Annotated in this window: 26 protein-coding genes; 15 read left to right on the top strand and 11 right to left on the bottom strand. The window is 69.7% G+C overall.

All coding sequences use genetic code 11. The features are described 5' to 3' along the window. Positions 1-2 precede the first annotated feature (2 nt). Complete coding sequence (locus ACQP2T_RS62745) at positions 3-1,106, bottom strand: hypothetical protein (RefSeq protein ID WP_433514059.1); 1,104 nt, start codon at positions 1,104-1,106, stop codon at positions 3-5. A gap of 362 nt (positions 1,107-1,468) precedes the next feature. Between ACQP2T_RS62745 and ACQP2T_RS62740 the strand changes: the two genes are divergently transcribed. From ACQP2T_RS62740 to ACQP2T_RS62720, 5 genes are all read left to right on the top strand, one after another. Next, positions 1,469-2,137: a TetR/AcrR family transcriptional regulator gene (locus tag ACQP2T_RS62740; RefSeq protein WP_357937857.1), complete on the top strand. Its 669-nt coding sequence runs from the start codon at positions 1,469-1,471 to the stop codon at positions 2,135-2,137. A gap of 158 nt (positions 2,138-2,295) precedes the next feature. Beyond that, on the top strand, positions 2,296-3,252 hold the full coding sequence (locus tag ACQP2T_RS62735) for an LLM class F420-dependent oxidoreductase (protein ID WP_433514058.1): 957 nt from the start codon (positions 2,296-2,298) through the stop codon (positions 3,250-3,252). A gap of 13 nt (positions 3,253-3,265) precedes the next feature. Next, complete coding sequence (locus ACQP2T_RS62730) at positions 3,266-3,427, top strand: hypothetical protein (RefSeq protein WP_433514057.1); 162 nt, start codon at positions 3,266-3,268, stop codon at positions 3,425-3,427. Further along, positions 3,412-4,830: an amidase gene (locus ACQP2T_RS62725; RefSeq protein WP_433514056.1), complete on the top strand. Its 1,419-nt coding sequence runs from the start codon at positions 3,412-3,414 to the stop codon at positions 4,828-4,830. The genes ACQP2T_RS62730 and ACQP2T_RS62725 overlap by 16 nt, the downstream gene beginning before the upstream one ends. A gap of 136 nt (positions 4,831-4,966) precedes the next feature. After that, positions 4,967-5,350: a YkvA family protein gene (locus ACQP2T_RS62720; protein ID WP_433514055.1), complete on the top strand. Its 384-nt coding sequence runs from the start codon at positions 4,967-4,969 to the stop codon at positions 5,348-5,350. On the opposite strand, the gene ACQP2T_RS62715 is transcribed toward ACQP2T_RS62720, so the two are convergent. From ACQP2T_RS62715 to ACQP2T_RS62705, 3 genes are all read right to left on the bottom strand, one after another. After that, positions 5,347-6,543: an amidohydrolase family protein gene (locus ACQP2T_RS62715; RefSeq protein ID WP_433514054.1), complete on the bottom strand. Its 1,197-nt coding sequence runs from the start codon at positions 6,541-6,543 to the stop codon at positions 5,347-5,349. The genes ACQP2T_RS62720 and ACQP2T_RS62715 overlap by 4 nt on opposite strands. Before the next feature lie 162 nt (positions 6,544-6,705). After that, on the bottom strand, positions 6,706-7,455 hold the full coding sequence (locus ACQP2T_RS62710) for a tyrosine-protein phosphatase (protein WP_433514053.1): 750 nt from the start codon (positions 7,453-7,455) through the stop codon (positions 6,706-6,708). Between the two features lie 10 nt (positions 7,456-7,465). Further along, positions 7,466-8,251 (bottom strand): SURF1 family cytochrome oxidase biogenesis protein, encoded by a 786-nt coding sequence (locus tag ACQP2T_RS62705; protein WP_433514052.1) that lies wholly within the window; start codon positions 8,249-8,251, stop codon positions 7,466-7,468. 164 nt (positions 8,252-8,415) lie between these two features. Between ACQP2T_RS62705 and ACQP2T_RS62700 the strand changes: the two genes are divergently transcribed. Further along, on the top strand, positions 8,416-9,075 hold the full coding sequence (locus tag ACQP2T_RS62700) for a VC0807 family protein (RefSeq protein ID WP_433514051.1): 660 nt from the start codon (positions 8,416-8,418) through the stop codon (positions 9,073-9,075). Between the two features lie 31 nt (positions 9,076-9,106). Here the strand turns inward: ACQP2T_RS62700 and ACQP2T_RS62695 are convergent, their stop codons facing one another. Beyond that, positions 9,107-9,574 carry a winged helix-turn-helix transcriptional regulator gene (locus tag ACQP2T_RS62695; protein WP_358534501.1) on the bottom strand — a complete coding sequence of 156 codons (468 nt, stop codon included), beginning with the start codon at positions 9,572-9,574 and terminating at the stop codon, positions 9,107-9,109. 60 nt (positions 9,575-9,634) lie between these two features. Between ACQP2T_RS62695 and ACQP2T_RS62690 the strand changes: the two genes are divergently transcribed. After that, positions 9,635-10,117 carry an N-acetyltransferase family protein gene (locus ACQP2T_RS62690; RefSeq protein ID WP_433514050.1) on the top strand — a complete coding sequence of 161 codons (483 nt, stop codon included), beginning with the start codon at positions 9,635-9,637 and terminating at the stop codon, positions 10,115-10,117. 26 nt (positions 10,118-10,143) lie between these two features. Beyond that, positions 10,144-10,734 carry a TetR/AcrR family transcriptional regulator gene (locus ACQP2T_RS62685; protein WP_225302223.1) on the top strand — a complete coding sequence of 197 codons (591 nt, stop codon included), beginning with the start codon at positions 10,144-10,146 and terminating at the stop codon, positions 10,732-10,734. Here ACQP2T_RS62685 and ACQP2T_RS62680 read toward each other — a convergent pair. Next, positions 10,688-11,032 (bottom strand): hypothetical protein, encoded by a 345-nt coding sequence (locus tag ACQP2T_RS62680; protein WP_433514049.1) that lies wholly within the window; start codon positions 11,030-11,032, stop codon positions 10,688-10,690. The genes ACQP2T_RS62685 and ACQP2T_RS62680 overlap by 47 nt on opposite strands. 164 nt (positions 11,033-11,196) lie before the next feature. On the opposite strand from ACQP2T_RS62680, the gene ACQP2T_RS62675 reads away from it, so the two are divergent. Then, positions 11,197-12,606 (top strand): DUF7059 domain-containing protein, encoded by a 1,410-nt coding sequence (locus ACQP2T_RS62675; RefSeq protein WP_433514048.1) that lies wholly within the window; start codon positions 11,197-11,199, stop codon positions 12,604-12,606. Between the two features lie 285 nt (positions 12,607-12,891). Here ACQP2T_RS62675 and ACQP2T_RS62670 read toward each other — a convergent pair whose 3' ends face one another. The 3 genes from ACQP2T_RS62670 to ACQP2T_RS62660 form a co-directional block, all read right to left on the bottom strand. Continuing rightward, positions 12,892-15,903 carry an AfsR/SARP family transcriptional regulator gene (locus ACQP2T_RS62670; RefSeq protein ID WP_433514047.1) on the bottom strand — a complete coding sequence of 1,004 codons (3,012 nt, stop codon included), beginning with the start codon at positions 15,901-15,903 and terminating at the stop codon, positions 12,892-12,894. Positions 15,904-16,155: 252 nt separating this feature from the next. After that, positions 16,156-16,803 carry a GNAT family N-acetyltransferase gene (locus ACQP2T_RS62665; protein ID WP_433514046.1) on the bottom strand — a complete coding sequence of 216 codons (648 nt, stop codon included), beginning with the start codon at positions 16,801-16,803 and terminating at the stop codon, positions 16,156-16,158. 141 nt (positions 16,804-16,944) lie between these two features. After that, positions 16,945-18,231 carry a pyridoxal phosphate-dependent aminotransferase gene (locus ACQP2T_RS62660; protein ID WP_433514045.1) on the bottom strand — a complete coding sequence of 429 codons (1,287 nt, stop codon included), beginning with the start codon at positions 18,229-18,231 and terminating at the stop codon, positions 16,945-16,947. A gap of 79 nt (positions 18,232-18,310) precedes the next feature. Between ACQP2T_RS62660 and ACQP2T_RS62655 the strand changes: the two genes are divergently transcribed. The 4 genes from ACQP2T_RS62655 to ACQP2T_RS62640 all read left to right on the top strand — a co-directional run bounded on the left by ACQP2T_RS62655 (position 18,311) and on the right by ACQP2T_RS62640 (position 22,035). Next, positions 18,311-19,246 carry a LysR family transcriptional regulator gene (locus ACQP2T_RS62655; protein WP_433514044.1) on the top strand — a complete coding sequence of 312 codons (936 nt, stop codon included), beginning with the start codon at positions 18,311-18,313 and terminating at the stop codon, positions 19,244-19,246. 12 nt (positions 19,247-19,258) lie between these two features. After that, the gene (locus ACQP2T_RS62650) at positions 19,259-19,930 is read left to right on the top strand and encodes a ribonuclease HII (protein ID WP_433514043.1); all 672 of its coding nucleotides are present in this window, start codon (positions 19,259-19,261) and stop codon (positions 19,928-19,930) included. Positions 19,931-19,997: 67 nt separating this feature from the next. Continuing rightward, positions 19,998-20,978 carry an LLM class flavin-dependent oxidoreductase gene (locus ACQP2T_RS62645; protein WP_433514042.1) on the top strand — a complete coding sequence of 327 codons (981 nt, stop codon included), beginning with the start codon at positions 19,998-20,000 and terminating at the stop codon, positions 20,976-20,978. A 148-nt stretch (positions 20,979-21,126) separates the two neighbouring features. Beyond that, positions 21,127-22,035, top strand: coding sequence for a hypothetical protein (locus ACQP2T_RS62640; protein ID WP_433514041.1), 909 nt, complete (start codon positions 21,127-21,129; stop codon positions 22,033-22,035). A gap of 105 nt (positions 22,036-22,140) precedes the next feature. On the opposite strand, the gene ACQP2T_RS62635 is transcribed toward ACQP2T_RS62640, so the two are convergent. Beyond that, positions 22,141-23,226 carry an epoxide hydrolase family protein gene (locus tag ACQP2T_RS62635; protein ID WP_433514040.1) on the bottom strand — a complete coding sequence of 362 codons (1,086 nt, stop codon included), beginning with the start codon at positions 23,224-23,226 and terminating at the stop codon, positions 22,141-22,143. A gap of 113 nt (positions 23,227-23,339) precedes the next feature. On the opposite strand from ACQP2T_RS62635, the gene ACQP2T_RS62630 reads away from it, so the two are divergent. Together ACQP2T_RS62630 and ACQP2T_RS62625 are read left to right on the top strand one after the other, a co-directional pair. After that, positions 23,340-23,819 carry a MarR family winged helix-turn-helix transcriptional regulator gene (locus ACQP2T_RS62630; RefSeq protein ID WP_433514039.1) on the top strand — a complete coding sequence of 160 codons (480 nt, stop codon included), beginning with the start codon at positions 23,340-23,342 and terminating at the stop codon, positions 23,817-23,819. Between the two features lie 90 nt (positions 23,820-23,909). Continuing rightward, positions 23,910-24,875 (top strand): DUF2332 domain-containing protein, encoded by a 966-nt coding sequence (locus ACQP2T_RS62625; protein WP_433514038.1) that lies wholly within the window; start codon positions 23,910-23,912, stop codon positions 24,873-24,875. A gap of 24 nt (positions 24,876-24,899) precedes the next feature. Here ACQP2T_RS62625 and ACQP2T_RS62620 read toward each other — a convergent pair whose 3' ends face one another. Beyond that, on the bottom strand, positions 24,900-25,016 hold the full coding sequence (locus ACQP2T_RS62620; RefSeq protein WP_433519999.1) for a DUF397 domain-containing protein: 117 nt from the start codon (positions 25,014-25,016) through the stop codon (positions 24,900-24,902). Positions 25,017-25,230 lie beyond the last annotated feature (214 nt).

The following is a 25,230-nucleotide window of genomic DNA, read 5'->3' as shown; positions in this document are numbered from 1 at the left end:
TGTCACCGGAACAGGATGTCCCAGTGGTCCACCTCGTCGGCGAAGACCGTGCCCGAGGGTGATCGGTAGAGGGCGGCCCCGTCACCCCGAGTGCCGGACTTCTCGTGATTTTTGGTGATGTATCGGTCGATACATGGGTTGTGGGTGATGTCCAGCTTGTAGCCGTTGCCGTGGCTGTACGGGCCCGGGGCGTGGCCTGCCTCGGTGCCGCCGGTGACCATGACGGGGCAGCCGCTCTGGCGCTTGATGCCGATCACCCGCGAGATGGTCGAGGTGCGGACATCCTCCAGGGACGTGCAGCGGTACACCTGCTTGTTCGTGCAGTGGCCCGACGAATGCGTACGCAGGCCCTCATCACGCAGCCAGTCGGCGGCCAGCGCGTGGGACATGAACACGGTCGCGTACCTGGGCTTGACGCGGGCCAGGTCCACGTCGGCCTTCTGGGACTTGCCGGCCTTCTGGAGTTTGGCGGCGGTCCGTGTGGTGGCGTCGCCCGGCTTCCGCGGAGTGGCGGTGCTGGGTTTTCGCATGGTGTCGGCCTCGAGCTTCCGCATGGTCACGGCGGTTGGATGGCTCACCGACGACAGGGTGCGCGCCGCGGTAGTGGACACCTCGGCCGGTGAGGTCGGCGCGTCGCGTCGCAGAGCGACTGGTATGGCGTCCTGTGACATCGTCGGCGGGTTGGCCACGTCCCGGTCACGTACGGCCCTCTCCGGGCCGTTTGCGGGGGTCTCTGGCCCGCTCGCGTCCCTCTCCGGGTCCCGCACGAGCACATCCCGGTCCCGCACAAGCGCATCCCTATCCCGTACGACCGCGACCGGGCGACGTACGACCGCGTCCGGAAGAGGTACGACCGCGTCCGGGCGACGTACGACCGCGTCCGGAAGAGGTACGACCGCGTCCGGGCGACGTACGACCGCCGCCACCGTCTCCAGGCCGCCGGTCGCCGTTCCCGGGTCCCGCAGGAGCGCGGCCGGCCCGCTCTCGTTCGCGAGCGGGCCGAAGGAGATCGGTTCTGGGACCGACGACTCCGGCGCGCCCGCGAGCGTGTCGGGGTCGCGCCCGATCGACTTCTGGCCGTGGGCGGAGGGGCCCCCTCGGTTCAAAGCGGCCGGATCCACCGAAGGGTGCCAGCGGCGCGCCTCGATCGTCCCCCCGATGTGGTAGGACCGAGTGATCGGTGATGGTGTCTGCCGCGGCGCCCTGCCGGGTGCTTGGGAAGCGGCGGAAGCGGCCGACGCCAGCGCGATTATGGAGATCTCAATGTTGAGGAATACGACCGCTACCAGCCGTACTGTTCCACGTATCCACATGTCGATGCCTTTTCGCGGAATAGCCCTTCCGCCAGAAACATCAATCCCATCCTTCGCAGGAGCTAACCCCTATCTCACCGGGATTTTTGCCCTGTGGTGGCGATCACCGTGATCCTTCCTGACCTAACGCACGACTACCACGTAAAGTGACGAACGTGTCCGAAGCCCGAAACCGAGGACCGGAGAGCACCCGGGAAGTCATTGTCGAGACGGCTTTGCGGCTGTTCCGGGAACGCGGCTTCGATGCGACGACGATGCGGGCCATCGCGGCCGAGGCCGGTGTATCCGTCGGTAACGCCTACTACTACTTCGAAAGCAAGGAGGCGTTGATCCAGGCGTACTACGACCGCGCCCAGGCCGAGCACGAGGCGGCCTGCCGTGAGTTGCTGGCCACGGAGTCGTCGTTCGCCGCCCGGCTGAGCGGGGTGCTGCGCGAATGGGTACGGGTCTCGGAGCCCTATCACGAGTTCGCGGTGAAGTTCTTCAAGCATGCCGCCGAGCCCACGAACCCGCTGAGCCCGTTCAGCGCCCAGTCCTCGCCGGCCCGTGAGGCGTCGATCGACATCTACCGGCAGGTGGTCGAGGGGGCGCGCGACCGCATGAACTCCGAGCTGCGCGAAGAGCTGCCGGAGCTGCTGTGGCTGCTGTCGATGGGCATGGTGCTGTTCTGGGTGCACGACACCTCGCCCGGTTGCGACCGTACGCATCGCCTGATCGACGTGACGGTCCCGTTGGTGGACCGGCTCGTCGGCCTGTCGCACCTGCCGGGGCTGCGCGGGATCACGAAGGACTTCATCGCGGCGGTCCACGAGCTGCGCGCCTGACCCGACAAAACGCTCGGCAAGACGACGCCTGGCAAGACGGCTGAGTGCGGGGCGGGTCAGAGTGGTCAGGGCGGCGACTACATACCGGTCGGTTGGTATGGTCGGCCTACCTGGCATTGACGCCCGATCCCCCCGCGAGGGGCAAGCTGGAGGCCGCGATGACTCAGAACTGGGGCATGACGATCCCGTTCACCGACCGTTCACTGGCGGACTCGCAGGAGCTGATCGCGGAGCTGCCCGCCCTCGGCTACACCGACGCGTGGTCGGCCGAGGTCAACGGTGTCGACGGGTTCGTGCCGCTGGCCATGGCCGCGCAGTGGGCGCCGGGGATCCGGCTCGGCAGCGCGATCGTGCCGGTGTTCACACGCGGTCCGGCGCTGCTCGCGATGCAGGCCGCCACGCTGGCCGATCTGGCGCCCGGCCGGTTCCTGCTCGGCATCGGCTCCTCCTCCCCGGCGATCGTGGAGCGCTGGAACGCGGTCGAGTTCGCCAAGCCGTACGCGCGGACCCGCGACACCCTGCGCTTCCTCAAAGAGGCGCTGACGGGGGAGAAGGTGTCGCAGCGGTACGAGACGTTCGAGATCAAGGGGTTCAAGCTGGACCGGGCGCCGAAGATCCCGCCGAAGGTCGTGCTGGCGGCGCTGCGGCCCCGGATGCTGCGTCTGGCCGCCGAGGAGGCGGACGGCGCGATCACCAACTGGCTATCGCCCGAGGACGTACGGAAGGTGCGCGCCGAGATCGGTGACACCGAGCTCATCGCCCGCCTGTTCGTCTGCGTGAGCGAGGACACCGACAAGGTACGCGCGCTGGCCCGCTGGATGCTGGCCGCCTACCTCACCGTGCCGGCCTACGCCGCCTTCCACGACTGGCTCGGCCGGGGCGAGGTGCTGCGGCCCATGCACGAGGCGTGGGCGGCCGGCGACCGGCAGGCCGCGCTCAAGGCGATCCCGGACGAGGTGGTCGACTCGCTGGTCGTGCACGGCGACGCCGCGACCTGCCGGGCCAGGATCCAGGAGTACGTCGACAACGGCCTCGACACCCCCGTCCTCGCGCCCATCGCGGGTGGCGAGGTGACCATCACGCAGGCCGTCCGCGACCTGGCCCCCACGGCCTGACCGGGCGGAAGTGATGGCCGATGTACTGAGGCGTGACGCGACCGAGCAGGCCGAGGATGCGATGGCCGACGTACTGGGGCGTGACGCGACCGAGCAGGCCGGGGATGCGATGGCCGACGTACCGAGATGCGACGGGACCGAAAGGGCCGGGAGGATGCGATGGATGACCTACTGAGGTCTGACGCGATCGAGCAGGCCGCGGCCGTCCGCGACGGGCGGGTGTCGCCGCGCGAACTGGTCGAGGCGGCGATAGCCCGGATCGAGGCGCACGACGGCGAGCTGAACGCGGTGATCCACCGGCGGTTCGAGCGGGCGCTGGCCGAGCTCGACGCCATCCCCGCCGACGCCCCCTTCCGCGGTGTGCCGATCCTGCTGAAGGACCTGGGCTGGCCGCAGGCGGGTGAGCCGTACGGCGCGGGTTCGCGCACGCTCGACGGCGTCGTGGTCAAGGAGGACGGATACGGTACGGCCCGGCTGCGGGCCGCCGGGTTCGTCGTGCTGGGCCGTACGAACACTCCCGAGTTCGGCAGCACGATCACCACCGAGCCCGTGGCGTACGGACCCACGCGCAACCCCTACGACCCGGCCTACTCCGCGGGCGGGTCGAGTGGCGGGTCGGCGGCGGCGGTCGCGGCCGGGATGGTGGCGCTGGCCACGGCCAGCGACGGCGGCGGCTCGATCCGCATCCCGGCGGCCCTGTGCGGGCTGGTGGGGCTCAAACCGACCCGTGGGCGCTCCAGCGCGGGACCGTCGGCCGGCGAGGGCTGGAGCGGCTTCTCGTGCCCGGGATTCGTCAGCAGGAGCGTGCGCGACACCGCCGCGGCGCTCGACCTCGTGTCCGGCTACGTACAGGGTGACCCCTACGACGCCCCACGCCTGCCGCGGCCGCTCGCCGAGGAGGTCGGCGCGGACCCGGGACGGCTGCGCGTCGGCTTCGTCGCCACGCACCCGAGAGACGACGTGCCGGCGGTCGCCGAGCTGACCGAGGCGGTCGAGGTGGCCGCCGCCCTGCTGGCGGCGCTCGGCCACGATGTGGCCCCCGGCTGCCCCGACGCGCTCGGCGACCCGGACTTCCCCGCCCATTTCGGCGCCATCGTGGCGAACAACCTGGCCGCGGAGATCGAGAACGTCGGCGTCTGGCGCGGCAAGGCGGTCGAGCTGGAGGAGCTGGAGCCGCGCAACGCCGCCATGGTCGGCGCCGGGCGCGGGCACAGCGCCGCCGCCCACATCCTGGCCACCCAGTGGATCGACGGGTTCCGAAGGCGGATGGCCGCTTGGTGGGCGTCCGGGTATGACCTGCTGCTGATGCCCTCTCTCGGCGTCGCGCCGTTCCCGCTCGGGTGGATCCCGCCGGACGACCTGAGCACCGCGTTCGGCAGGACCGCGCACGCCGTGTCCTACACCGCGCCGGTCAACGCGACCGGCCAGCCATCGATCTCGCTGCCGCTGCACCGCAACGCGACGGGTCTGCCCGTGGGCGTCCAGCTGGTGGCCGCGGCCGGACGGGAGGACCTGCTGGTCAGGGTCGCGGCGCAGATCGAGGCCGCCCGGCCGTTCGAGCACGCCGCACTGCGCTGAGCATCGGAGGCCAAGCGCCGAGGAGGCCAGTAGCCGAGAGGGCCAGTAGCCGGGAACGCCGAGCGTCGGGAAGCCCGGGAACTCGGTTCCGGTCGTGACGCGTTATGTCGTGAGAGGCCCGGGTATGAGGAGCGACATGATGGCGAAGGCAGGACGGGCTGCGGCGGCCTGGCGTACATACCGCGAAGTGAGCAAGCCCGGCACGCCGGGCTTGATGGCCAGGTTACGAGCGATCCCGCGCATGATCGGCGCCGTGATGCGCGGTGAGTACGACGGCATGGGCAAGAGCAAGCTGGCGCTGATGGGGTTCGGCGTGATCTACATGATCTCGCCGATCGACCTGGTGCCGGACTTCCTCGTGCTCATCGGTGTCGTGGACGACTTCGGGGTCTTCCTCTGGCTGATCGCCTCGCTGCTCGGCGAGAGCGGACGCTACGTGGATTGGGAGCGCGCGACCATCCAGGGGAGCGTCCAGGGCAAGCTCGACGGTCCCACTCCGAAGCGCCCGCGCCGACGCTAGAACTCCTCCATCCGGAGCCAGGCTCGTGACGGCAGCGGGTGGCCGAACAACCGGGCGGCGTTGCCGTAGGCGACCCTGGCGATGTCGGCGGGCGGAAGCGCGCCGAGGTTCTGGGCCACCGCCTGCTGGGTGTCGGGCCAGGTCGAGTCGGAGTGCGGGTAGCCGCTCTCCTGCAGCACGTGGTCGAGGCCGACCGCCAGGCGCACCCCCGACAGGGAGTGGTCGTCGAGGGTGCCGAAGTAGAAGTTGCGGCGCAGCACCTCGCTGGGCTTGAGGCCGCCGTCCCACTGCGCCTCGCCCGCCACGGGGTGGTCCAGCGCGTAGTCGGCCCGCGCGGCCAGCATCGGCAGCCAGCCCACGCCGCCCTCCACGATGAGGATGCGCAGGTTGGGGTAGCGCAGCGGGAGCCCGGACCAGAGCCAGTCGGCGCAGGCGAACATCGCGCTGGTCGGCATCAGCGTGGTGATCGCCTCGATGGGTGTGTCGGGCGAGGGCACCGGCGACCAGCTGGAGCCACCGGTGTGCAGGCAGACGACGGTGCCGGTCTCCTCGCAGGCGGCGAAGAACGGGTCCCAGTGGCCGCTGTGGATCGACGGCAGCCGCAGCCGGGTCGGGAACTCGGGGAAGACCACGGCCTTGAACCCGCGCGCCGCGTTTGCCCTGATCTCCTTGGCGGCGAGGTCGGGATCGGGCAGCCAGGGCAGCTGCAGGCCGATGATGCGCTCGGGGTAGGTGCCCGCCCAGACGTCGATGTGCCAGTCGTTCCACGCCTTGACCAGGGCGAGGCCGAGCTCCTGGTCGCGGGTCCTGGCGAACGGCATGCCCGACTGGCCGGCCAGCATGCCGGGGAAGCAGAGCGCCGCCCAGATGCCGGCGAGGTCCATGTCCTCGATGCGGGCCTCGATGTCGTGGCAGCCGGGGCGCATGTGCTCGAACCTGACCGGGTCGAGCGTCCATTGCTCGCGGGGCAGACCGGCGCCCACGTCGAGCCCGGCACACGGGTATGTGGCGCCGCCGTAGCGCCAGACTTGGTGACCGCCCTCCGTCTCCACGACCTTTGGCGCGACCTCGGCGTATTTCTCCGCGAGCCGGCCTTCGAAAAGGTCTGGCGGCTCGATCAGGTGATCGTCGGCGGAGATGATCACATAGTCGCGCCGCCTCGGATCCGGATCGGGGAGCAGCGGCGTAGTCACGCAGGTAACCGTACGACGGCCGCATAACGTCGAACAAGCTGCGACGTCTCCGTTGGGTATCCACTATGCCCGAGGACCCGGGGTCGCCGGGAGGGGGATGTGGCGACCCCGGGCCATGAGGTCCGCTTTGCGAGGTTGCTGCCCTGCGAACCCCGGTGCCGCCTACCCACCGGAGATCGGTTCAATCCGCGACAGCAGACTGTTCTGCAGCTCTTCGATGGTCCCCGCGTCGACCTGCAGGACGTCCGTACAGTAATTCTCGACCGAGCCGTGCCGGGCGGTCAGATCGGCGAGGAACAACCGCATCGCCTCGGCCGGGGCCACCCCGAAACCGGGCCATCGGGTGGCGTTCGGATGCCTGCGCTGCCAGCTCGCGATGAAGCGTTCGGTGGCCAGGCCCGTTAACGCGTAGTCGTCGATGATGTCCTCGTCCGCCACGCCGATGAGGCGCAGGATGAGCGCGGTGAGCAGTCCGGTGCGGTCCTTGCCCGCCGCGCAGTGCACGACCACGGGCGCGCTGCCGGACTCGGAGATCGTCTCGATGGCCGAACGGAGATTGTCGATCCCGTCCTCGGTCACCTCGAGGTAGCGGTCGGCGAGGTATCTCCCGACGCCCAGCCGGTCGTCGTAGGTGTTGACGTCCCAGCGGCGGCCCTCGATGGGCAGGTTGCGGTAGTCGAGCCCGTCGGACTCGGGCACCCGGCCGGTCCGCTCCACCTCGAAGGGATGGCGCAGGTCGATGACGGTCCGCACCTTGAGCGCCTGGAACGTGATGAGATCGTCTCCCGCCAGCCAGCCGAGTGAGTCGGCACGATAGAGCCGTTGCCACCGGACGGTTTGCCCGTCCTTTGCGGCATATCCACCTACGTCACGAAAGTTGTAGATACTTGCGAACTCTATGTGGCGGATCACCCTGTCCAGCTTAATTGCTGGACGCCCCGACTTCCCGGGCCGGCGCCTTCTCCGCGGCCTTCCTGTCGGCCACCTCGCGCCGGATGAGCAGGATCCAGCCGCCGATTGCCACGCCGATGAACAGCCACCACTGCACGCCGTAGGCGAGATTGAGGCCGCCCCCGGCGCCCACGTCGGGCGCGGGCACCGGCGCGGGCGCGGCGGCCGCCGTCGGCTGCTGCTTGGTCAGCTCCACGTAACCGCCCATGAGCTGGTACGGCAGCGCCTTGCCGATCTTCCCGGTGTCGATGAGCAGCACCTGGCCGGGTGGCAGACCGGCACGCTCCTTGACCCCGGCCGTCGCCTCGGTCTCGCTGAGACGTAGCCTCCCGGTGACAGTTACCTGACCCGTCGGTGGTGGCGGCACCTCAGGAGGCGCGTCGGCGCTCGCCCCGGCCTTCACCCAACCGCGGTTGACGAGCACGGCCTGACCCGGCCCGGTGACCAGCGGGGTCAGCACGTAAAAGCCCAGCTGTCCCTCCTGCGGCCGCCTGCGCACCACCAGCGCGTGGCCGGTGTCGTAGCTCCCCGACGCCGTGACCGTCCTGAACCGGTCGGCCTCCCGCGCCCCCTTGCCCACCAGGCTCTCCACGGGCACGGGACCGGCCGCCAGGTTCGCGGTGACCTGCGTGCTGTTGGCCGACCGCTCCTCGAAGCGCCCGAACTGCCACCGGCCCAGGAACACAAAGGCCGGGATCACCAGCAGCACCACGATGTGGAGCGAGATCCAGCGGGGCGTGAGAAGGAACCGGTACACCCCTCAAGGGTAGGCACCGGGGCCGGTGCTCCTTCACCTGGCTCGGTCTGCCGGAGCGTGACCTAATCGCAATCTGGTCGAAACACTTACCGAACGGCGCTTCATCGCGTACGGTCGGGATTCGTCCGATCAGCTCCCCCTCCAGAGAGCGCCTCCAAAGCCATATGACCGTGCTTGCCGCGCCGTCCGAGGCGCCCGCGTTCGAGCTGCCCCGGTTCGGCCGTCTGGTGCGCCATGCCGTGCCCCGTGTGCTCGAGGGCATGATCCTGCCCGTCGCCGTCTTCTACGTCGGGATGATCCTCTCCGGGATCACCGGCGGGATCGTGGTGGCCGTGGCCTGGGTGTACGGGGGTGTGGTCTGGCGGCTGGCCAGGCGCAGGGCGGTGCCGGGGACGGTGCTGCTGGCCGCGGGCACGGTCACCGTCAGGGCGGTGCTGGCGCTGCTGTCCGGCAGCGCGGTGATCTTCTTCCTGCAGCCGACCCTGGGCGTCTTCTGCGCGAGCGCCGGGTTCCTGGCGACCGCCCGGCTGCGCCGGCCGCTGGCGCAGCGGGTGGCGGAGGATCTGGTGCCGCTGCCGGAGCACGTGACCGAGCGGCCGGTGATGCGGCGCTTCTTCGCCAGGCAGTCGCTCATGTGGGGATGCGCGCAGTTCGGCAACGCCTCGCTCAGCCTCTGGCTGCTGCTCAGCCAGACGATCCAGACGTACCTGATCGTGCGCACCGCGGCCGTCGCGGTGCTGCTGTCGGCGACGGCGCTGCTGACGCTGGTCGACTTCCGCTGGTGCCTGCGTATCCTCCAGCGCGACACTGCCGCTGGGATTTAGGCGGACTTCAGCGCGACATGGCCGTTGGGATTCAGGCGGACTTCAGCTCGGCGCCTGAGCCGGGGAGCGCCGTCACCTCGCGGGGGCCCGCGACCTCGTGGCCCTCGGCGCAGCGGAAGTGCTGCTCGATGGGCGCCCCGCAGTCGCGGTGGGTCAGCAGCACGGGTGGCCCCTCGTCGTCGGCCAGGTATTTGTCGCCCCAGTGCATGAGCGCCACGAGCAGGGGATAGAGGTCACGACCTTTGTCGGTCAGGCGGTATTCGTCACGCTGGCGCTGGCCGGGCTCGCGATAGGGCTCCTTGCGCAGCAGGCCCTCGTCGACCAGCCGCGCCAGTCGCGCGCTGAGCACTTGCCTGGGCGCCCCGGTGATCGCCTGCATGTCGGCGAACCGCCGGACGCCGCGGAACGCCTCGCGCAGCACCAGGAAGGTCCACTTCTCCCCAACGATGTCCAAGGTGCGCTCGATGGAGCAGTTGTTCACCTGGAATGCCACGTTCATGCGCCATATCATACCTGAGTTCAATTGACAGACTCAGGGCAAGCAGGGGAAGCTGAGTTCATGCTCGGAACTCAGATCCGGCCCGCCCGGCCCGACGACGCCGAACGGCTCCGGCGCTTCCTCGCCCGGCTGTCCCTGCACACGCAGACCCTGCGCTTCTTCACCGGCATCGGCACTCCGGCCGCCGCCCTGGTGCGTGTGCTCATGGCATTGGACGACCGCAGGGACGCCCTGGTCGCCACCCTGGACGGCGAGATCATCGGCCATGCCATGAGTTACCGGGGCGGCGCGGCCGACGTCGAGATCGCCGTCGTGGTCGCCGACGAGTGGCAGGGCAAGGGGCTCGGGCCGTACTTGATCGACGTGCTGTTGTTCAGGGCCGCGGTGCGGGGCGCGAAGACGGTCGGCATGGACGTACTGGGGGAGAACAGGCGAGTGCTCCGGATGATCCGCAGGCTCTGGCCGGACGCTCGGATGAAGGTGACTTCCGGATCGGTCGAGGTGACCGCTAGGATCCAACGGGCGGAGGTATTTGCGGAATAAGGTTCTGTTGCTCCACCATTGACAGTGTGAAGAGTGCCAAGAACGGACGCGACGGACGCACCCGCATCATCGACGGTGCCCTGCGCCGATTCAGCCAGGACGGGGTCTCGGCCACCACGCTGGCCAGCCTCCGCGAGGAAAGCGGCGTAAGCGTCGGCAGCTTCTACCACCACTTCGCCAGCAAGGAACACGTCTTCGGCGTCCTCTACGCGGAGATCCTCACCGCCTACCAGGCGGCCTTCCTCGCCGAGCTGGTCAGCCACGAGGAGGCCCGCGACGGCATCGAGGCCGTCGTGGCGCTGCACATGCGGTGGGCCGGCGAGCACCCGGAGCGCGCGAGACTCCTGGTCAGCGAGCGCCCGCCGCGCAAGAACGAGCCGGGCGGCGCCGAGGTGGCGGAGGCCAGGCGCGCCTTCTTCCGCCAGGTGTCCGACTGGTGGCGGCCGCACATGAAGAACGGCCGGCTCCAGGTCGTGCACCCGACCATGTGCTACGTGCTGTGGCTCGGACCGGCGCAGGAGATGTGCCGGCTGTGGTTCGCCGGCGCCCACACGCCGACGGAGGAGGAGATCAAAGGGCTCGGTGAGGCCGCCTGGCAGAGCCTGCGGCAGCGCTAGAGACCGGCCTGATCCGCGATGGCACCCGCCAGCAGGCCGTGTCGAGCGAGATGTCCAGCCGCAGATCGCCACGCTGCCTGCGCAGCCCCGGCACGCGCACCCGCGCGTGCACGTCGAACCGGCCCCGGCAGGGGTAGCCGAATCCCAGCTCTCCCGGCAGCACCCGCAGGTCGTCGCGGTTGCCGCAGCTGGGGCAGGTCCATGAGACCAGGTCCAGCCCGCGGATGTAGTCGGAGCAGGCGCGGAAGTAGTCGTCGGGCCAGAAACGGGACTCGCAGGCCAGGCAAGGGATCTGCATTGATCCGCTCCTCTTCTAACACCGAGCGTGGCTGCTTCACAGCGATAGTGGGTCTTCATAGAGATATCGTGGCCCACTTGCAAAACGCTTGGACGTTTCGGTAACAGTATGATTACTGTGGGTATCGGATCATGCGCGGGAGTCTGCGGTGAAAGGATGGTCTCGTGGAACGACTGCGCGAGCACCTCCTCGAGACCGGCTACTCGATCGACGGCGTCCGCGATCGGCTGGGCGTCATGGCGGCCTCGGCCCTGTCCCGTGAGGAGCTGGTCCCGGCTCTGCGCGCCACGGCCGGCGACGACCCGCTGGCCGCGCTGATCCGGCTCTGGTGGCTCGGCGCCGCCGTTCCGGCCGCGCGGTTCCCGGGCGAGGTTCTCGACGAGGCCCTCGCGTCGGGCCTGGTCGCCGCCGAGGGCGAGCACGTACGCGCCACCGTGCACCTCCAGCCCTGGGAGACCGGCGGCTACGTCGTCTCCGATCGCAAGGTACGACCCGGCGACCCGGCGCTGCGCCCCGACCACGTCGTGGGCGCGGGCGGCGCCTCGGCCAACCTGGCCCAGCTCGTCACCCGCCGCCCGGTCCACCGGGCCCTCGACCTCGGCACGGGCTGCGGCGTACAGGTGCTGCACATCGCGGACCGCGTCGACGAGATTGTGGCCACCGACCTCAACCCCCGCGCGCTGGAGCTGGCCCGGCTGAGCTGGCGGCTGTCTGGGATCGACTGGGTCGACGCCCGCGCCGGCTCCCTGTTCGAGCCGGTCGAGGGGGAGCTGTTCGACCTCGTCGTCTCCAACCCGCCGTTCGTCATCTCGCCCGGCGGCGAGCTGACCTATCGCGAGACGGGCGCCGACGGAGACGCGTTCTGCCGCGATCTCGTACGACAGACCCCACGCTTCCTCAATCCCGGCGGCCAGGCCCATTTCCTGGCCAATTGGCTGCACGTGGCGGACGAGGACTGGCGTGACCGGGTCGGCGGCTGGCTCGGCGAGACCGGCTGCGACGCCTGGGTGGTCCAGCGGGACGTCCAGGACCCGGCCGAGTACGTCGAGCTGTGGCTGCGGGACGCCGCCGTACAGGGCACCCCCGGCTACACCGAGCACTACGACCGCTGGCTGGCCTGGTTCGACGAGCACAAGGTGCGGGGGATCGGCTTCGGCTGGATCACCATGCGCAACGCGGGCACGCTCGACCCGGTGGTCCGCGTGGAGCAGCTCACCCACCAGGTCACGCTGCCCGTCGGCGACTACGTCGACGGCGTGCTCGACGCGATCGCGACCGCCCACCGGGTCCAGTTCCTCGACTCGGCCCACCTGCGGACCGTGGCGGGCCTGCTGGACGAGCGCATCGGCCTGCCGGGCGCGGAAGACCCCATGCGCATCGTGCTGCGCCAGACGGACGGTCTGCGCCGCAGCAGGGAGGTCGGCACCGTCGAGGCGGCCCTGGCGGGCGTCTGCGACGGCGACCTCGCCCTCGGCCCGCTGCTCAACGTCATCGCCGAGCTGGTCGGCGACGGGGAGATCCTGCACCCCGACGCCATCCGGCCGCTCATCGCCGAGGGTTATTTCCTGCTTTGATCGGCCGTTGATCGGATGTTGACCCCCCGGGTGGAGGCTTCTCACCAAGACACGAGCCCGGGGGGTTCGAGGCTCGTGTCGGGTCCGGCCGGTCGTCGATGTGAGGCGGCTAGCCGTTACGCGGAGCATCCGGATAACCGGGCCCCCTAGCGACGCGTGACGGTCAGATGGCCGGCCGGGCTAGCAATCCGCGCCACAGGCACGCATCACGGGGGATCCGTGACTCCCAAAGGGACAGCCTTGATCAACCATGTGTGGATGACACGTCTGGACGACGAGCTGTACTCAGGGCTCGACGGGACCGGCGACCGTATCGACGACAGGACTGACGACCGGCTTGATGATCAAGGCCTTGGCGAGGCGGACCTTGAGGTCCTCGGCCTCGGGAGCGCCGAGCAGCGAGAAGATCTCGAAGGCCTGCCGTAGGCAGTCGTGACTTCTCGTGGCACTGCCCAGACCTTCGAGCGCCTCGCCGAGCACCATCAGCGAGAGCGCCTCGCCATAGGGATGGCCGATCTCTCTCGACACCTCCAGCGCCTCCTCCGCGTGCCGTACGGCATCGGGGTAGCGCTTGGCGGCGATGAACGTCTCGGCGAGCCGGGAGCAGACCCGCTGCTCCCACACGCGCTGCTTGCTGGCGCGGAAGAAGGCCAGGCACTCGGCGTGGTGGTGGACGGCCTCGGTGATGCGGCCGACCCGCGACAGGACGATGCCCAGGTGGTAGCGGGCGCGGGCGGTGCCGGCGCCGCTGCCGATCTCGGTGAAGATGGCCAGGCCCTTCTCCGCCGCGGCGATCGCGTCCTCGGGGCGGCCGAGGCCGAGATGGTCGCGGGCCGAGTAGCTGAGCACGAGGGCCTCGCCGGCCGGCACGCCGTTCTCGCGGTACCAGCGCATCGCCGACTCGAACCAGGTCAGCGCCTCGGCGTGGCGGCGCTGCCGGCCCACGACGACGGCCATGGCGTTCATCACCTCGCCGGTGACGACCTTCTCCGCGCGCTCGACAGAGAGCTCGTGCACGATCCTGAACTGCTCCTCGGCCTGCGTGAGCTTGTTGCTCGCGAACAGCACCCGGCCGAGCACGTAGCGGGCGCGCAGCTCGCTGCCGGCGTCGCCGATGCGCCTGGCGGTACCCAGCACGGCCCGCGTGCCCTGGTCGAACTCGCGGGTATGGGTGCCCGACTCCAGCAGCGGCTCCATGGCCACCAGCAGGTCACCGGCGGGCAGCAGCGGCTCGGGGGCGCGGGCGGTGGCGGCGGCCTGGTTGATCGCGGCGAACAGCGAGTCGCCCTCGGCGACCAGCCAGGCGACGGCCTCGTTGACGCTGTTGAAGGAGAGCCCGCTGCCGTCCACCTGGAGGTTGTCGGCGATCATGCTGCCCTCGTAGGCCAGCCGGTGCGCCGACTGGGCCGAGGCCAGGTAGAACCCGAGCAGCCGCCGCAGCGCCATCGTACGGGCCTGCGGACGTTCGGACTTCTCCAGCGTCCGGCGGGCGAACAGCTTGAGCAGGTCGTGGAAGCGGTAACGGCCCGGCGCGGGCGCCTCCAGCAGGCTGGCGTCGACCAGCGACTCCAGCAGGTCCTCGCTGGCGAACGCGCTCATCGACAGCACGGCGGCCGCCGCACCGACCGAGAAGTCGGGCCCGTTGGGCAGCGACAGCAGCCGGAACGCCCGGGCCTGATTGGGGTCTAGCTGCCCGTAGCCGAGCGCGAACGTCGCCTCGACCGCCAGGTTGCCCACCCGCATCTCGTCCAGGCGGCGCTGCTCGTCGGTCAGCCTGGGCACCAGCGAGGCGACCGTCCACGAGGGCCGGGCGGCCAGCCGGGCCGCCACGATCCGTACGGCCAGCGGCAGGAACCCGCAGGCGGCGACCACGTCCATGGCGGCGCCGTGCTCGGCCGCCACCCGCTCGGTCCCGGCCACCGAGGCGAACAGCGTCAGGGCCTCGTCCGGGTCCATCACGTCCAGGTCGAACAGCCGGGCCGAGGGCAGATCGGCCAGCTTGTGGCGGCTGGTGACGATGGCCGCGCAGCCCGACGAACCGGGCAGCAGCGGGACGACCTGCTCGGCGTTGTGGGCGTTGTCCAGCAGCACGAGGATGCGCCGTTCGGCGAGCAGCGACCGGTAGAGCGCGGACCGCTCGGCCAGCCGCTCCGGGATGACGTCGGAGGGCACGCCGAGCGCGCGCAGGAACGCGCCCAGCGCCGACTCGGGCCCGGTCGCCTCGTCGGTGTAGCCGCGCAGGTCGGCGTACAGCTGGCCGTCGGGGAACAGGTCGTCGGCCGCGTGGGCCACGTGCACGGCCAGGGTGGTCTTGCCCACCCCGCCGATCCCGCAGATCGCGGCCACCGGCACGCCCTCGGACGGCTTCGACGACAGCAGCGCGCGCAGCCGCCCGGCGATGTCCATGCGTCCGGTGAAGTCGCTCACGGCGGCGGGCAGCTGGGCGGGGCGGGGCAGGTCGAGCGCCGGCGCCCGGTCCTCCGGCGCCTCCTCCTCGGCCACCTCGGCGACGGCCAGCGTGGGGTCGGCGCTCAGGATGCGCTGGTGCAGCGCGGTCAGCTCGGGGCCGGGCTCGATGCCCAGCTCCTCGATCAGCGCGTCGCGCGTCTCGGTGAAGACGGCCAGCGCGTCGCCCTGCCGGCCGCACCGGTAGTAGGCCAGCATCAGCTGGGCACGCAGCCGCTCACGCAGCGGATGCTCGCCCGTCAGCGCGATCAGCTCGGAGACGACCGCGGCGTGCTCACCCAGCTCCAGGTCCAGGTCCATGAGCGTCTCGACCACACTGATCTGGCGCTCGACCAGGCGGTCACGCTGATGCTCGGTGTACGGCCCGACGGCCCCGGCCAGCGGCTCACCCTCGAACAGCGACAGCGCCGCCCGCAGACCATCGGCCGCCTCCCGCGGCTTGCCGGCCCGGCGCGCGGCCTCGGCCTCGTGGATGCCACGCTCGAACCGGGTCAGGTCCAGCGAATCGTCGGGCAGCCGCAGCGCGTACCCGCGGCCGACGGACGTCAGCAGTTCGGGCCGCGAACGGGCGGCCCGGCCGGGCTCCAGGACCGTGCGCAACCTGGAGACGTACGTGCGCAGCGCACCGAGGGCTCGCGGTGGCGCGTCCTCGCCCCACACCGCGTCGATCATCTCGGTCGGAGTAACCGCACGGCCTTCCCGCAGGAGCAGCATGGCGAGAATGGAGCGCTGCAGCGGGGTGCCCAGGTCGAGTTCCTGGCCATCGCGCCACGCGCGGACGGGGCCGAGCACGGCGAACCTCAGCCCGCCTTCGCCGCTCTGACCAGTCATGTCGCCTGTCTCCAACGCAATGGAAAGATTTGTTACCAAATGATAGGTCCATCCTTGCGCAACAGATAGGCATCCGCCCATTCGTTAACCGAAGCGTTGATCGGCCTTTAATCGGGTGTTGAGCCACGCGGCGGATGCTGAGGGTCAACAGCGGCATGGCCCCGATAACGCGGGGGCGGCCATGACACTGGCATATATGGGGCAATCAAGACATAGGCCCCGCCATACGGCGGGGCCTTCGCGGATGCTTGCTTATGCTGCCTCGGCCGCGAGGACAAGCCTCTGGGCCAGGCGTTCTCGAATCCCGGGCCATTCCGACTTCAGGATCGAGTAGTACGCCGTATCTCGGACAGTGTCATCCGCGCCCCTGCATTCCGCCCGGCGTATCCCGTCGAAATGCGCGCCCAAGGCGGCTATCGCGGCCATGGACCTGTTGTTGCGTACGTCTGACTTGAGCGTGATGCGGTGGACGTTCCACGTCTCGAAGGCGTGCGAGAGCATCAGGTACTTGCTCTCCCGGTTCGCACCCGTGCCCTGGGCGGAGGCGCCCAGCCAGGTGTAACCGATGTCGGCCACGGACGGGACCTCGCCCACCGCGCCCCGCGTACCCGGCGGCCAGGGCATGGGGCCCTGCCAGTACTCCAGGTGCATGAGACGGGTGGCACCGACCACACGGTCGGTGTTCAGCCACCGGACGGCGAAGGGCAGCGTGCGGCCCTCCGCCTGCTCAGCCAGTGCGGCCTCCACATAGGAGACCATCTCGTCCCGGCCGGCCGGGACACGGGTGAAGGCATACGTGGAGCGGTCTTCACTCGCCGCGGCGACGAGGTCGTCGATCACCGCGAGGCTGAGAGGTTCCAGGCGCACGAGGCGCCCGGACAAGGTGACAAGAGCGGGCATGAGCACATGATGGAGGCTGCTCGGTATGGGAGAGAACAGCACTCGCCCACCATTCTTTGCAGCTTGTTGCAACCTGGGTATTCATGCAGGTCAACGGGCCGATTGCGGGGTCTCCGCACCGGCCCGTGGACAAAGTTTCGCCTAACTGTGACATGGCGTCGGCACGAGCGCCGGGTGCCGTTCACGCACCGGGCTCCGCCGCGCCAGCGAGAGCTCTGTCAAGCCCATCGACAGCTGGTCCAGATTGGCCGCGATCCACGGCAGCTGGAGCGGATCGGGGCTGGTCAGCGCGGCCAGCCGCTCCTCCGTGGTGTCCCCGTAGAGCAGGCTCACCGCGACCCGTACCCGCGCGGCGGTGGGATCGTCGCCGAACGCGTGGCCGGGCAGCACACCGATGCCGTGCTCCTCGAGCAGAAGCTTGGTGATCTCGGCCGAGCCGCCGAGCCGCAGGTGGCTCAGGTCCGGGTAGAGGTAGAACCCGCCCTGCGGAGTGGGCACCGACGCGCCGATCTCCGTGAACCTGCCGTGCACGGCGCGGGCGAGAGTCCCATGCAGCCGCTGGCTGCGCAGGATGCGCTCGACCAACTCGGGCGGGTCGGTGAAGGCGTAGGCGGCGGCTTCCTGCACGGGAGCGGCCGGGGCGGACCAGATCTCGCTCGCCACCGCGAGCAGTCTGGCGCGCAGGTCGTACGCCTCGTCGGGCAGCCTGGCCACACCGATCCGCCAGCCGCCCAGCGCCAGGCTCTTGCTGAGCCCGGTGGTGACGACCGTGCGCTCGGGTGCCAGGTCCGCGGGCGAGGTGAAGGGAAGCAGGGGGTCGTGCAGCAGGTCCCGGTAGATCTCGTCCGAGATGATGTACAGGTCGAGCTCGCGGGCGACCTCCACCAGGCGTTGGATGGTCTGCGGCGGCGCGAGGCGTCCGGTGGGGTTGTCGGGCAGCGTCACGAGCACCGAGCGGACGGTCCGGCCCTGGGCGCGAGCGTGCAGCACGGCCGAGGTCACCCGCTCCGGATCCGGTACGCCGCCTTGTCCCTGCGGGGGCGCGACCATGATCGGACGGGCGCCGACGAGGTCGGCCTGCGCCGCGTAGCTGACCCAGCTGGGCATGGGCAGGACGATGTCGCCGCCGATCGCCAGCAGCACGCCGTACAGCAGCGACTTGCTGCCGGGGCCGCAGACGACCAGTTCGGGGTCGGTGGGGAGCCCCCGTCGTGTCCAGTAGCCCGCCGCCGCGTCCCGCAGGTCGGCCGCCCCCGCGACCGGCCCGTAGCCGTTGCGCTCGGATGCGGCGACCAGCTTGTCGCGCAGCGCCGGGTGGACGGGCAGGCCGGCCTCGCCGAATGCGAGGTGCAGCACCCGTTCCCCGGCGCGCCGTCTTCGTTCGATGTCTTCGTTGGTCGCCAGAGTGGCGGAGAGGGTAACCGTCATGTTTGTCACGTTCCCAGCGTGGTTGGATGAAGGCATCACCACAAGCGAGGCTTTTTGTGGGTGGGCGGAAGGAAGTCCGATGCTCGAATTGCGGCGCTTGGTGCTGATCTGCGAGTTTGCCCGTCGGGGCAGTATCTCGGCGACCGCCGAGTCGTTGGGGTACAGTCCCTCCGCCGTGTCCCAGCAGCTGGCCGCCCTCGAACGTGAGACCGGAACCGCGCTGATCGACCGGACCGCGCGCAGCGCCGAGCTGACCGACGCGGGCCGCCGCCTGGTGATCCACGGCGAACGCATTCTGTCCATGGTCGAAGAGGCCGAATCCGACCTTTCGGCTCACGCGGGCACGCCGTCCGGCCGGGTGGTGGTGACCGCCTTCCCCACGGCGGCGGTCGCGTTCGCGCCCGCGCTGGCCCGCTCGCTGCGCCGCTACACCGAGCTGACGCTCAGGCTCGGGCAGAGCCGGTCGGGGCGGGGCATGCGCGAGGTGCAGGCGGGCGAAGTGGACATCGCGCTCGTCGACGACTGGTACGGGCGGGTCGGCGACAGCGACAGCCTGCGGACGTTCCCGCTGCTGAACGACCCGCTGGTGCTGGTGGTGCCGCGCAAGCACCGGCTGGCCGACCCCGAGGTGCCCCTGGACCTGCGCGAGCTGCGTGACGAGGCGTGGATGGCCACTCCGGACGGCGAGCCGTCGCGCCTCGCGGTCGACCGGCTCTTCGTGGACGTGGGCGGCACCAAGCCGACGCCGTGGGAGTTCGAGGGGCTGGGCACGATCCTGTCGCTGGTCGCCAAGGGCATCGGGATCGCCGCCGTGCCCGCCCTCGCGCTGGCCGCCGGCGTGCGCGGCATCGCCGTGCGCCAGTTCCCCGGCAATCCGGTGGGCCGCGAGATACGGGCCGTCGCGCGCGGCTCCAGCGTCCACCGGCCGTCGGTGTCGGTGACGCTGCGGGCCATCCACGTCGCCGCGCGCTATCTCGCCGCCGATCTGGATCCGGTAGCGCTCGCGGAGCGATAACGTCTGGTGCCCATGGCGCCCACCTATGACATTGAGCACCTGCTGCTCTCCCAGCGCAGCACGACCACGGTCGCGGGCCTCGACGAGGTGGGCCGGGGCGCGTGGGCCGGTCCCGTGACGGTGTGCGCCGTCATCACCGACCTGTCCGACCCGCCCGCCGGGCTGACGGACTCCAAGCAGCTGTCCGCCGCCAAGCGCGGGACGGTGGCCGCCTCCCTGGAGTCCTGGGCTGTGGGCATCGGCTTCGGCGACGCCTCCCACACCGAGGTCGACGAGCTCGGCATGACGGAGGCCCTGCGCCGCGCCGCCCGCCGTGCCCTGGCCGCCCTGCCCGTACGGCCCGACGCGCTGATCCTCGACGGCTCGCACGACTACATCGGGGCTCCGTGGCCGGTACGGCTTGAGGTCAAGGGCGACTCGGCCAGCATCTCGGTGGCGGCCGCCTCGGTCCTGGCCAAGGTGCGACGTGACGCGTACATGGGGACGATCGGGTGCGACGAATACGGGTTCGCGGACAACGCCGGCTATCCGTCACCGGTCCATCAGGAGGCGCTGGCCCGGCTGGGGCCTACGGAGCATCATCGGCTGTCGTGGTCGTACCTGGACGATCTGCCCCGCTGGCGGCACCTCAAGAGGCACCGGGACCCGGCGGTGGGTGAGGGGCAGGCGAGCCTCTTCGGTTAGCGTTTTTCGGTTAGCCGGACCTCGGTGAGCGTTGTTCCGAGCGCCGGGAATCATCATCATCGATGGGATGCGAATCGGAATTTTTCTGATCGTGGCCCGATTTCCGGGCCAGAAATCGGAGCGGGTGCTGGCGAGCGCCCTCGACCTGATCGTGGCGGCCGAGGAGGCCGGGTTCGCCGATGCCTGGATCGCCGAGCACCACTTCATGTCCTACGGCGTCTGTCCTTCGGCCACCACACTGGCCGCTGTGGCGATCGGCAGGACCAGCCGCATCGGCCTCGGCACCGCCGTGAGCGTACTGTCCACCCAGCACCCGATCGCCCTGGCCGAACAGGCGGCCATGCTGCACCACCTGTCGGACGGCCGCTTCACGCTGGGCGTCGGGAGGGGTGGCCCGTGGGTGGACCTGGAGGTGTTCGGCACCGGGCTGGAGCGCTTCGAGCAGGGCTTCGAGGAGGCGCTGGACGTACTGCTCGCCGGGCTCTCCGGAGAGCGGGTGTCGGCGGCGGGGGAGTTCTTCAGCTTCCGTGAAGTGCCGCTGGTCCCGCCGGCCAGGCTGCGCCCGGTCCTGGCCTGCACCTCACCGCCGACCGTGGCACTGGCCGCGAGGCGCGGCCTGCCGATGCTGCTCGGCATGCACATCGACGACCGGCAGAAGAGCTCGATGATCGCCATGTACGCCTCTCACGGGGGAACGCCTCAAGCCCACATGGCAGCGGCCGTCGCCCACGTGGCGAACTCCACCGCCGAAGCCCGAAACGACCTGAAGGAGTCCCTGCCGCGCTGGCTGACGCCCGGCCTGGCCGGCTACGTACCGGTGGACCACAGAGAGCCACCATCACGGGATATTTCGGTATACGCAGACTTCCTGACCCGCGTCCACCCGGTCGGCTCACCGGCGCACTGCGTGGAGTCCATCCTGCGCACCTCGGAAGCCACGGGAATCCAGCACCTCATCCTCATGGTCGAGGGGATGGGCGACCATCAGCGCACTCTGGAGAACATCCGCCGCCTCGGGGCAGAGGTGTTACCGCAGGTCACCGGCTGAGCGAAACGGCAATGTCGGCCCGCCAGTGTCTCTTCTAGCTTGTGGGGATGGCCGACGCACTGTGGTGCCTTGACGTCCGGGCAGGCGCCAGGCCGAAGATGAGTAAATGATCGTCACTTTACGCGCTCGTGATGTAACAATGAGCGACATGCCGTCCCCCCGACATGACACCCTCATCAAGCTGTTCGCCGACCGCCCTCAACTGGCGGTGGAGATCCTGTGTGATTTCCTGGGGGCGGACCTGCCCGCCACTCCGCTGATCCGGCGGGAGACGAGCACCTTCAACACCCGCCCTTCCGACGACATCGAGGCCGACCTGGTCCTCGTGCTGGGCCCACCACAAACGCCCGCCCACGCCATCATCGTGGAGATCCAGCAGGACAAGTCCAAGGATCCCCGGCAGCTCGCCCGCTACGCCGCCGCCCTGTGGCTCATGCTGGGCTGTGACGTCTCGGTCCTGGTCATCTGCCCCGACCGCAAAGTCGCCGAGCACTACGCGCAGCCGATCGAGTCCGGGCTGACCGGCTACCGCCTGCGGCCCTGGGTGCTGGGGCCGGACGGCATCCCGGCCATCACCGACCCCCAAGAGGCCGCCGCCCGCCTGGACCTTGCCGCCATGTCGGTCATGGTCCACGGCCGCGACCGCAAGGTCATCGAGGCGTTCACCGCCGCGCTGCCGGACGTGACCGACGAACACGCTCCGGATTACTATGAATACGCTTACGACATGTCCGCGCCCGAGATCCGCCACCTCATGGAGGAGATCATGAAGTCCGCGTCCCCAACATGGCCGGTCTACAGCCCCTTCGCCCGCGAACACTACGGCCGCGGCAAAGCAGACGGCATTGCCGAAGGCATGGCCGAAGGCTGGACAGCGGGCAAAGCGGAAGAGGCCGCCAGATCGGTGCTGCTCGTGCTCGCCGCCCGCGACTTCACCGTCCCCGACGACATTCGCACCCAGATCACCACCTGCACAGACCTCGCCCAACTCGAAACCTGGCTCACCCGCGCGGCCACCACCCAGACCCTCCAAGGGCTGTTTGACGAAGCGGGCTGAGTGCCGGGCCGCCTGGTCTGCGCCGGCTCGACCGCCTGCTCCGTACGATGACCTTGACCGGACCCGGGTTCTGGCCGTAGGACTAGCGGTGGCGAGTCGATAGCCCTACTCGACGCGGGTCAGGAAGAAGTCCCGGACGTCTTCGGCGAGCAGTTCCGGCACCTCCATCGCGGCGAAGTGGCCGCCACGCTCGAACTCCGACCAGTGCCTGATGTCGTACAGCCGCTCGGCCAGCGGTCGCACCGACTGCGTGATGTCGTGCGGGAGCACCGCCACGCCGACCGGCACCTGGCACGGCGCGGTCTGCCCCCGCGGAACATCGTGGTGCAGCCGCCCTGACGAAGCCGCGGTGGCGGTCAGCCAGTACAGCGAGATGTCGGTGAGCATCCGGTCGTCGCTGATCTGCGAGCGGGGGTCGGTCCACTGCGCGAAGCGCTCGGCGATCCAGACCAGCTGGCCGACCGGTGAGTCGGTCAGCGCGTAGCCGATGGTCTGGGGGGTGAGGGCCTGCAGCGCCTGGTACGGCGGCCGGTTCGCCATCAGCTGTCTGACCTTGTCCAGCCGAGCTTCATCCGTTGCGGACAGTTCGATGCCGGCATCCGGGTCCGGCCGGGTCGGCAGGTAGTTGATGTGCACGCCGACGACCTGCTCGGGCGCCACCGCGCCGAGCGCCAGGGAGATGCCCGCGCCGAAGTCGCCGCCCTGCGCACCGTAGCGCTCGTACCCGAGACGGCGCATGAGCTCGGCCCAGGCCCGCGCGATCCGTACGGCATCCCAGCCGCGCTCGTGGGTCGGCCCGGAGAAGCCGTACCCCGGGATGGAGGGGATCACCAGGTGGAAGTCGCGCGACAGCGGCTCGATCACGTCGAGGAACTCCAGGAACGAGCCGGGCCAGCCGTGGGTGAGGATCAGCGCGAGCGCGTCCGGCTTCGCGGACCGGACGTGGACGAAGTGGATGTTCTGGCCCTCGATCTCGGTGGTGAAGTGCGGGAGCTTGTTGAGCTCGGCTTCGTGCTCGCGCCAGTCGTACTTGGTCCGCCAGTGTTCGGCGAGCTCCTTGAGCCGCGCCAGCGGGAAGCCGTAGTCCCACCCGGCGTCGGCTACCTCGTTGGGCCAGCGGGTACGGGCGAGCCGGTCGGTCAGGTCGTCGAGGTCGACTTGGGGGATGTCGATGCGGAACGGCTTGATCATGGTCTCAGCTCCAAGTAGGTCAATTCGGCCGCCAAACGTTCGGGCGACTAACGTTTACGTCCCGAACGATAGCATAATCATTAGTGCTCCGAACGATTCGTTAGACTTGTCACATGGAGAACCCGTCCGAGGAGACGCCCGCCCGATGGCGGGGCCTGCCCAGCTGGCTGCTCAGCCAGACCGCCAACCACGCGCACCGCTTGGTGGGCGACGGGTTCTCGGCCGTCGGCGCCCGCGGATACCACTACCGCCTGCTGGCGACCCTGGAGCAGTCCGGCCCGGCCAGCCAGGCCGCGCTGGGCCGCCGTAGCGGCATCCACCTGAGCGACATGGTCGCGGCGATCAACGAACTCGCCGACGGCGGACTGGTCGAGCGCGCCCCGGACCCCTTCGACCGGCGGCGCAACATCGTCTCGCTGACTGCGGCGGGCAAGCGGCAACTGCGGCGGCTGGAGAAGCGGCTGGCCGAAATCCAGGAAGAGCTGCTGGCTCCGCTGTCACCCGAGGAGCGGGGGCAGTTGACCGAACTGCTGTCCAGGCTGGTGGATCACCACAACCGGCGAACCGGCACCCCTGAAGAGTCGTGGCGCTGACGGCGGCTCGATCCGCCCTCGATCGCCGGTTTCAATTAATCGTGTGGAAGGCTGTCCGTCCCAAGGGGAGGGTGGATCATCGTGCACGGGATGGGCGAAACGAGTACGGCGGAGCGGTACCGAAAGTTCGGGGAGATGGAGGCTCGGGGCCACTCGCCCAGCTACGAGCAGCTATGCATGGGCGTCGGCGCCGACGCCGAAATTCTGGCCCTGGTCGACACGCTGCCCACGGCCAAACGACAACCCAACCTCCTGTTCGGCGCGGTCCGGTTCTTCGGCGGTCCGGTGCATGACTATGGGGCGTTTCGCATTTGGGTGCTCGAGCACTGGGCGGAGGTCAGCTCAGAGATGCTGGCCCGCCGTACCCAAACCAATGAGCCTGGCCGGTGTGCGACGCTGCTGCCGCTGCTGGCGCGCCTGCCGCAGCCACTGGCATTGATCGAGGTCGGCGCCTCGGCCGGATTGTGCCTTTACCCGGACCGTTACACCTACCGCTTCGATGACCGACCCGCCCTGGGTCCAGTCAGCCCAGTCATGCTGACCTGCCAGACCAGCGGACCGGTACCGATCCCGCAGCAGGTGCCGTCGGTGGTGTGGCGAGCCGGGATCGACCTGAACCCTCTCGACGTCGCTGATGCCGATCAGCTGCGCTGGCTGGAGGCGCTGGTCTGGCCCGAGCAGCAAGATCGGCTGATACGGCTACGCGCCGCGACTCAGATCGCGCGCGCCGAACCGCCCCACCTCGTGCAGGGTGATCTGAATGCCACCATCGCCGACCTGGCTGGACAGGCCCCGCCGGACGCCACGCTGGTCGTGTTCCACAGCGCGGTTCTGGCCTACTTGCCGCAGGACCAACGCGATCGGTTCGCCGAGACGATGCGTGGCTTGCCCGCTCGGTGGATCTCCAACGAGGCGCCCACCGTATTGCCTGGCGTGGCCGCCCGGCTGACCCGGAGCCCATCGACCGACCGTAGCGCGTTCGTCCTGGCCCTGGACGAAGAGCCGGTCGCTTTCACCGGACCACACGGGCAGTTCCTGGACTGGTTGCCAGAATGAAACCGATTTGCCGGGGACGGATGGTCAGCCTGGTTGGTCGAACTCGCCGTCCTTGACGCCGCCCAGGAAGGCCCTCCACTCGCCGGGCGTGAAGGTGAGTAGGGGGCCGCCGCGGTCCTTGCTGTCGCGGACGGCGACGATTCCGGGGATGCTGGGGTGACCGTTGTGAGCGGCGTACGCCGGCCCTCAAGATCAAGTAAGAAGAACTGGCAGGACAGCAGGTGATCAAACGGCGGCAGTCCCTCACCTAGGGCAGTGAGGGACTGCCGCCGGGCTGATACCGGCTGGTTTCTCCTACGACGTGGCTGCCAGCTGGGCGGTTAAAGGCAGCGAGCTGATGCGGAACCGCTTCAAG

This window comes from Nonomuraea sp. CA-143628 (assembly GCF_050942315.1).
Lineage (GTDB): Bacteria > Actinomycetota > Actinomycetes > Streptosporangiales > Streptosporangiaceae > Nonomuraea.
The sequence above is the reverse complement of the archived record's forward strand: the minus strand, read 5'-3'. Positions and strand labels throughout refer to the sequence as shown.

What these genes read in the sequence shown, in the direction of transcription:
- ACQP2T_RS62725 (WP_433514056.1), top strand. Translation starts at nt 3,412, where the DNA reads ATGGATGACCTACTGAGGTCTGACGCGATCGAGCAGGCCGCGGCCGTC.
- ACQP2T_RS62630 (WP_433514039.1), top strand. Translation starts at nt 23,340, where the DNA reads ATGGAGAACCCGTCCGAGGAGACGCCCGCCCGATGGCGGGGCCTGCCC.
- ACQP2T_RS62690 (WP_433514050.1), top strand. Translation starts at nt 9,635, where the DNA reads ATGCTCGGAACTCAGATCCGGCCCGCCCGGCCCGACGACGCCGAACGG.
- ACQP2T_RS62670 (WP_433514047.1), bottom strand. Translation starts at nt 15,903, where the DNA reads ATGACTGGTCAGAGCGGCGAAGGCGGGCTGAGGTTCGCCGTGCTCGGC.
- ACQP2T_RS62720 (WP_433514055.1), top strand. Translation starts at nt 4,967, where the DNA reads ATGATGGCGAAGGCAGGACGGGCTGCGGCGGCCTGGCGTACATACCGC.
- ACQP2T_RS62735 (WP_433514058.1), top strand. Translation starts at nt 2,296, where the DNA reads ATGACTCAGAACTGGGGCATGACGATCCCGTTCACCGACCGTTCACTG.
- ACQP2T_RS62730 (WP_433514057.1), top strand. Translation starts at nt 3,266, where the DNA reads ATGGCCGATGTACTGAGGCGTGACGCGACCGAGCAGGCCGAGGATGCG.
- ACQP2T_RS62680 (WP_433514049.1), bottom strand. Translation starts at nt 11,032, where the DNA reads ATGCAGATCCCTTGCCTGGCCTGCGAGTCCCGTTTCTGGCCCGACGAC.
- ACQP2T_RS62635 (WP_433514040.1), bottom strand. Translation starts at nt 23,226, where the DNA reads ATGATCAAGCCGTTCCGCATCGACATCCCCCAAGTCGACCTCGACGAC.
- ACQP2T_RS62700 (WP_433514051.1), top strand. Translation starts at nt 8,416, where the DNA reads ATGACCGTGCTTGCCGCGCCGTCCGAGGCGCCCGCGTTCGAGCTGCCC.
- ACQP2T_RS62660 (WP_433514045.1), bottom strand. Translation starts at nt 18,231, where the DNA reads ATGACGGTTACCCTCTCCGCCACTCTGGCGACCAACGAAGACATCGAA.
- ACQP2T_RS62665 (WP_433514046.1), bottom strand. Translation starts at nt 16,803, where the DNA reads ATGCCCGCTCTTGTCACCTTGTCCGGGCGCCTCGTGCGCCTGGAACCT.
- ACQP2T_RS62645 (WP_433514042.1), top strand. Translation starts at nt 19,998, where the DNA reads ATGCGAATCGGAATTTTTCTGATCGTGGCCCGATTTCCGGGCCAGAAA.
- ACQP2T_RS62650 (WP_433514043.1), top strand. Translation starts at nt 19,259, where the DNA reads ATGGCGCCCACCTATGACATTGAGCACCTGCTGCTCTCCCAGCGCAGC.
- ACQP2T_RS62695 (WP_358534501.1), bottom strand. Translation starts at nt 9,574, where the DNA reads ATGAACGTGGCATTCCAGGTGAACAACTGCTCCATCGAGCGCACCTTG.
- ACQP2T_RS62625 (WP_433514038.1), top strand. Translation starts at nt 23,910, where the DNA reads ATGGGCGAAACGAGTACGGCGGAGCGGTACCGAAAGTTCGGGGAGATG.
- ACQP2T_RS62655 (WP_433514044.1), top strand. Translation starts at nt 18,311, where the DNA reads ATGCTCGAATTGCGGCGCTTGGTGCTGATCTGCGAGTTTGCCCGTCGG.
- ACQP2T_RS62640 (WP_433514041.1), top strand. Translation starts at nt 21,127, where the DNA reads ATGCCGTCCCCCCGACATGACACCCTCATCAAGCTGTTCGCCGACCGC.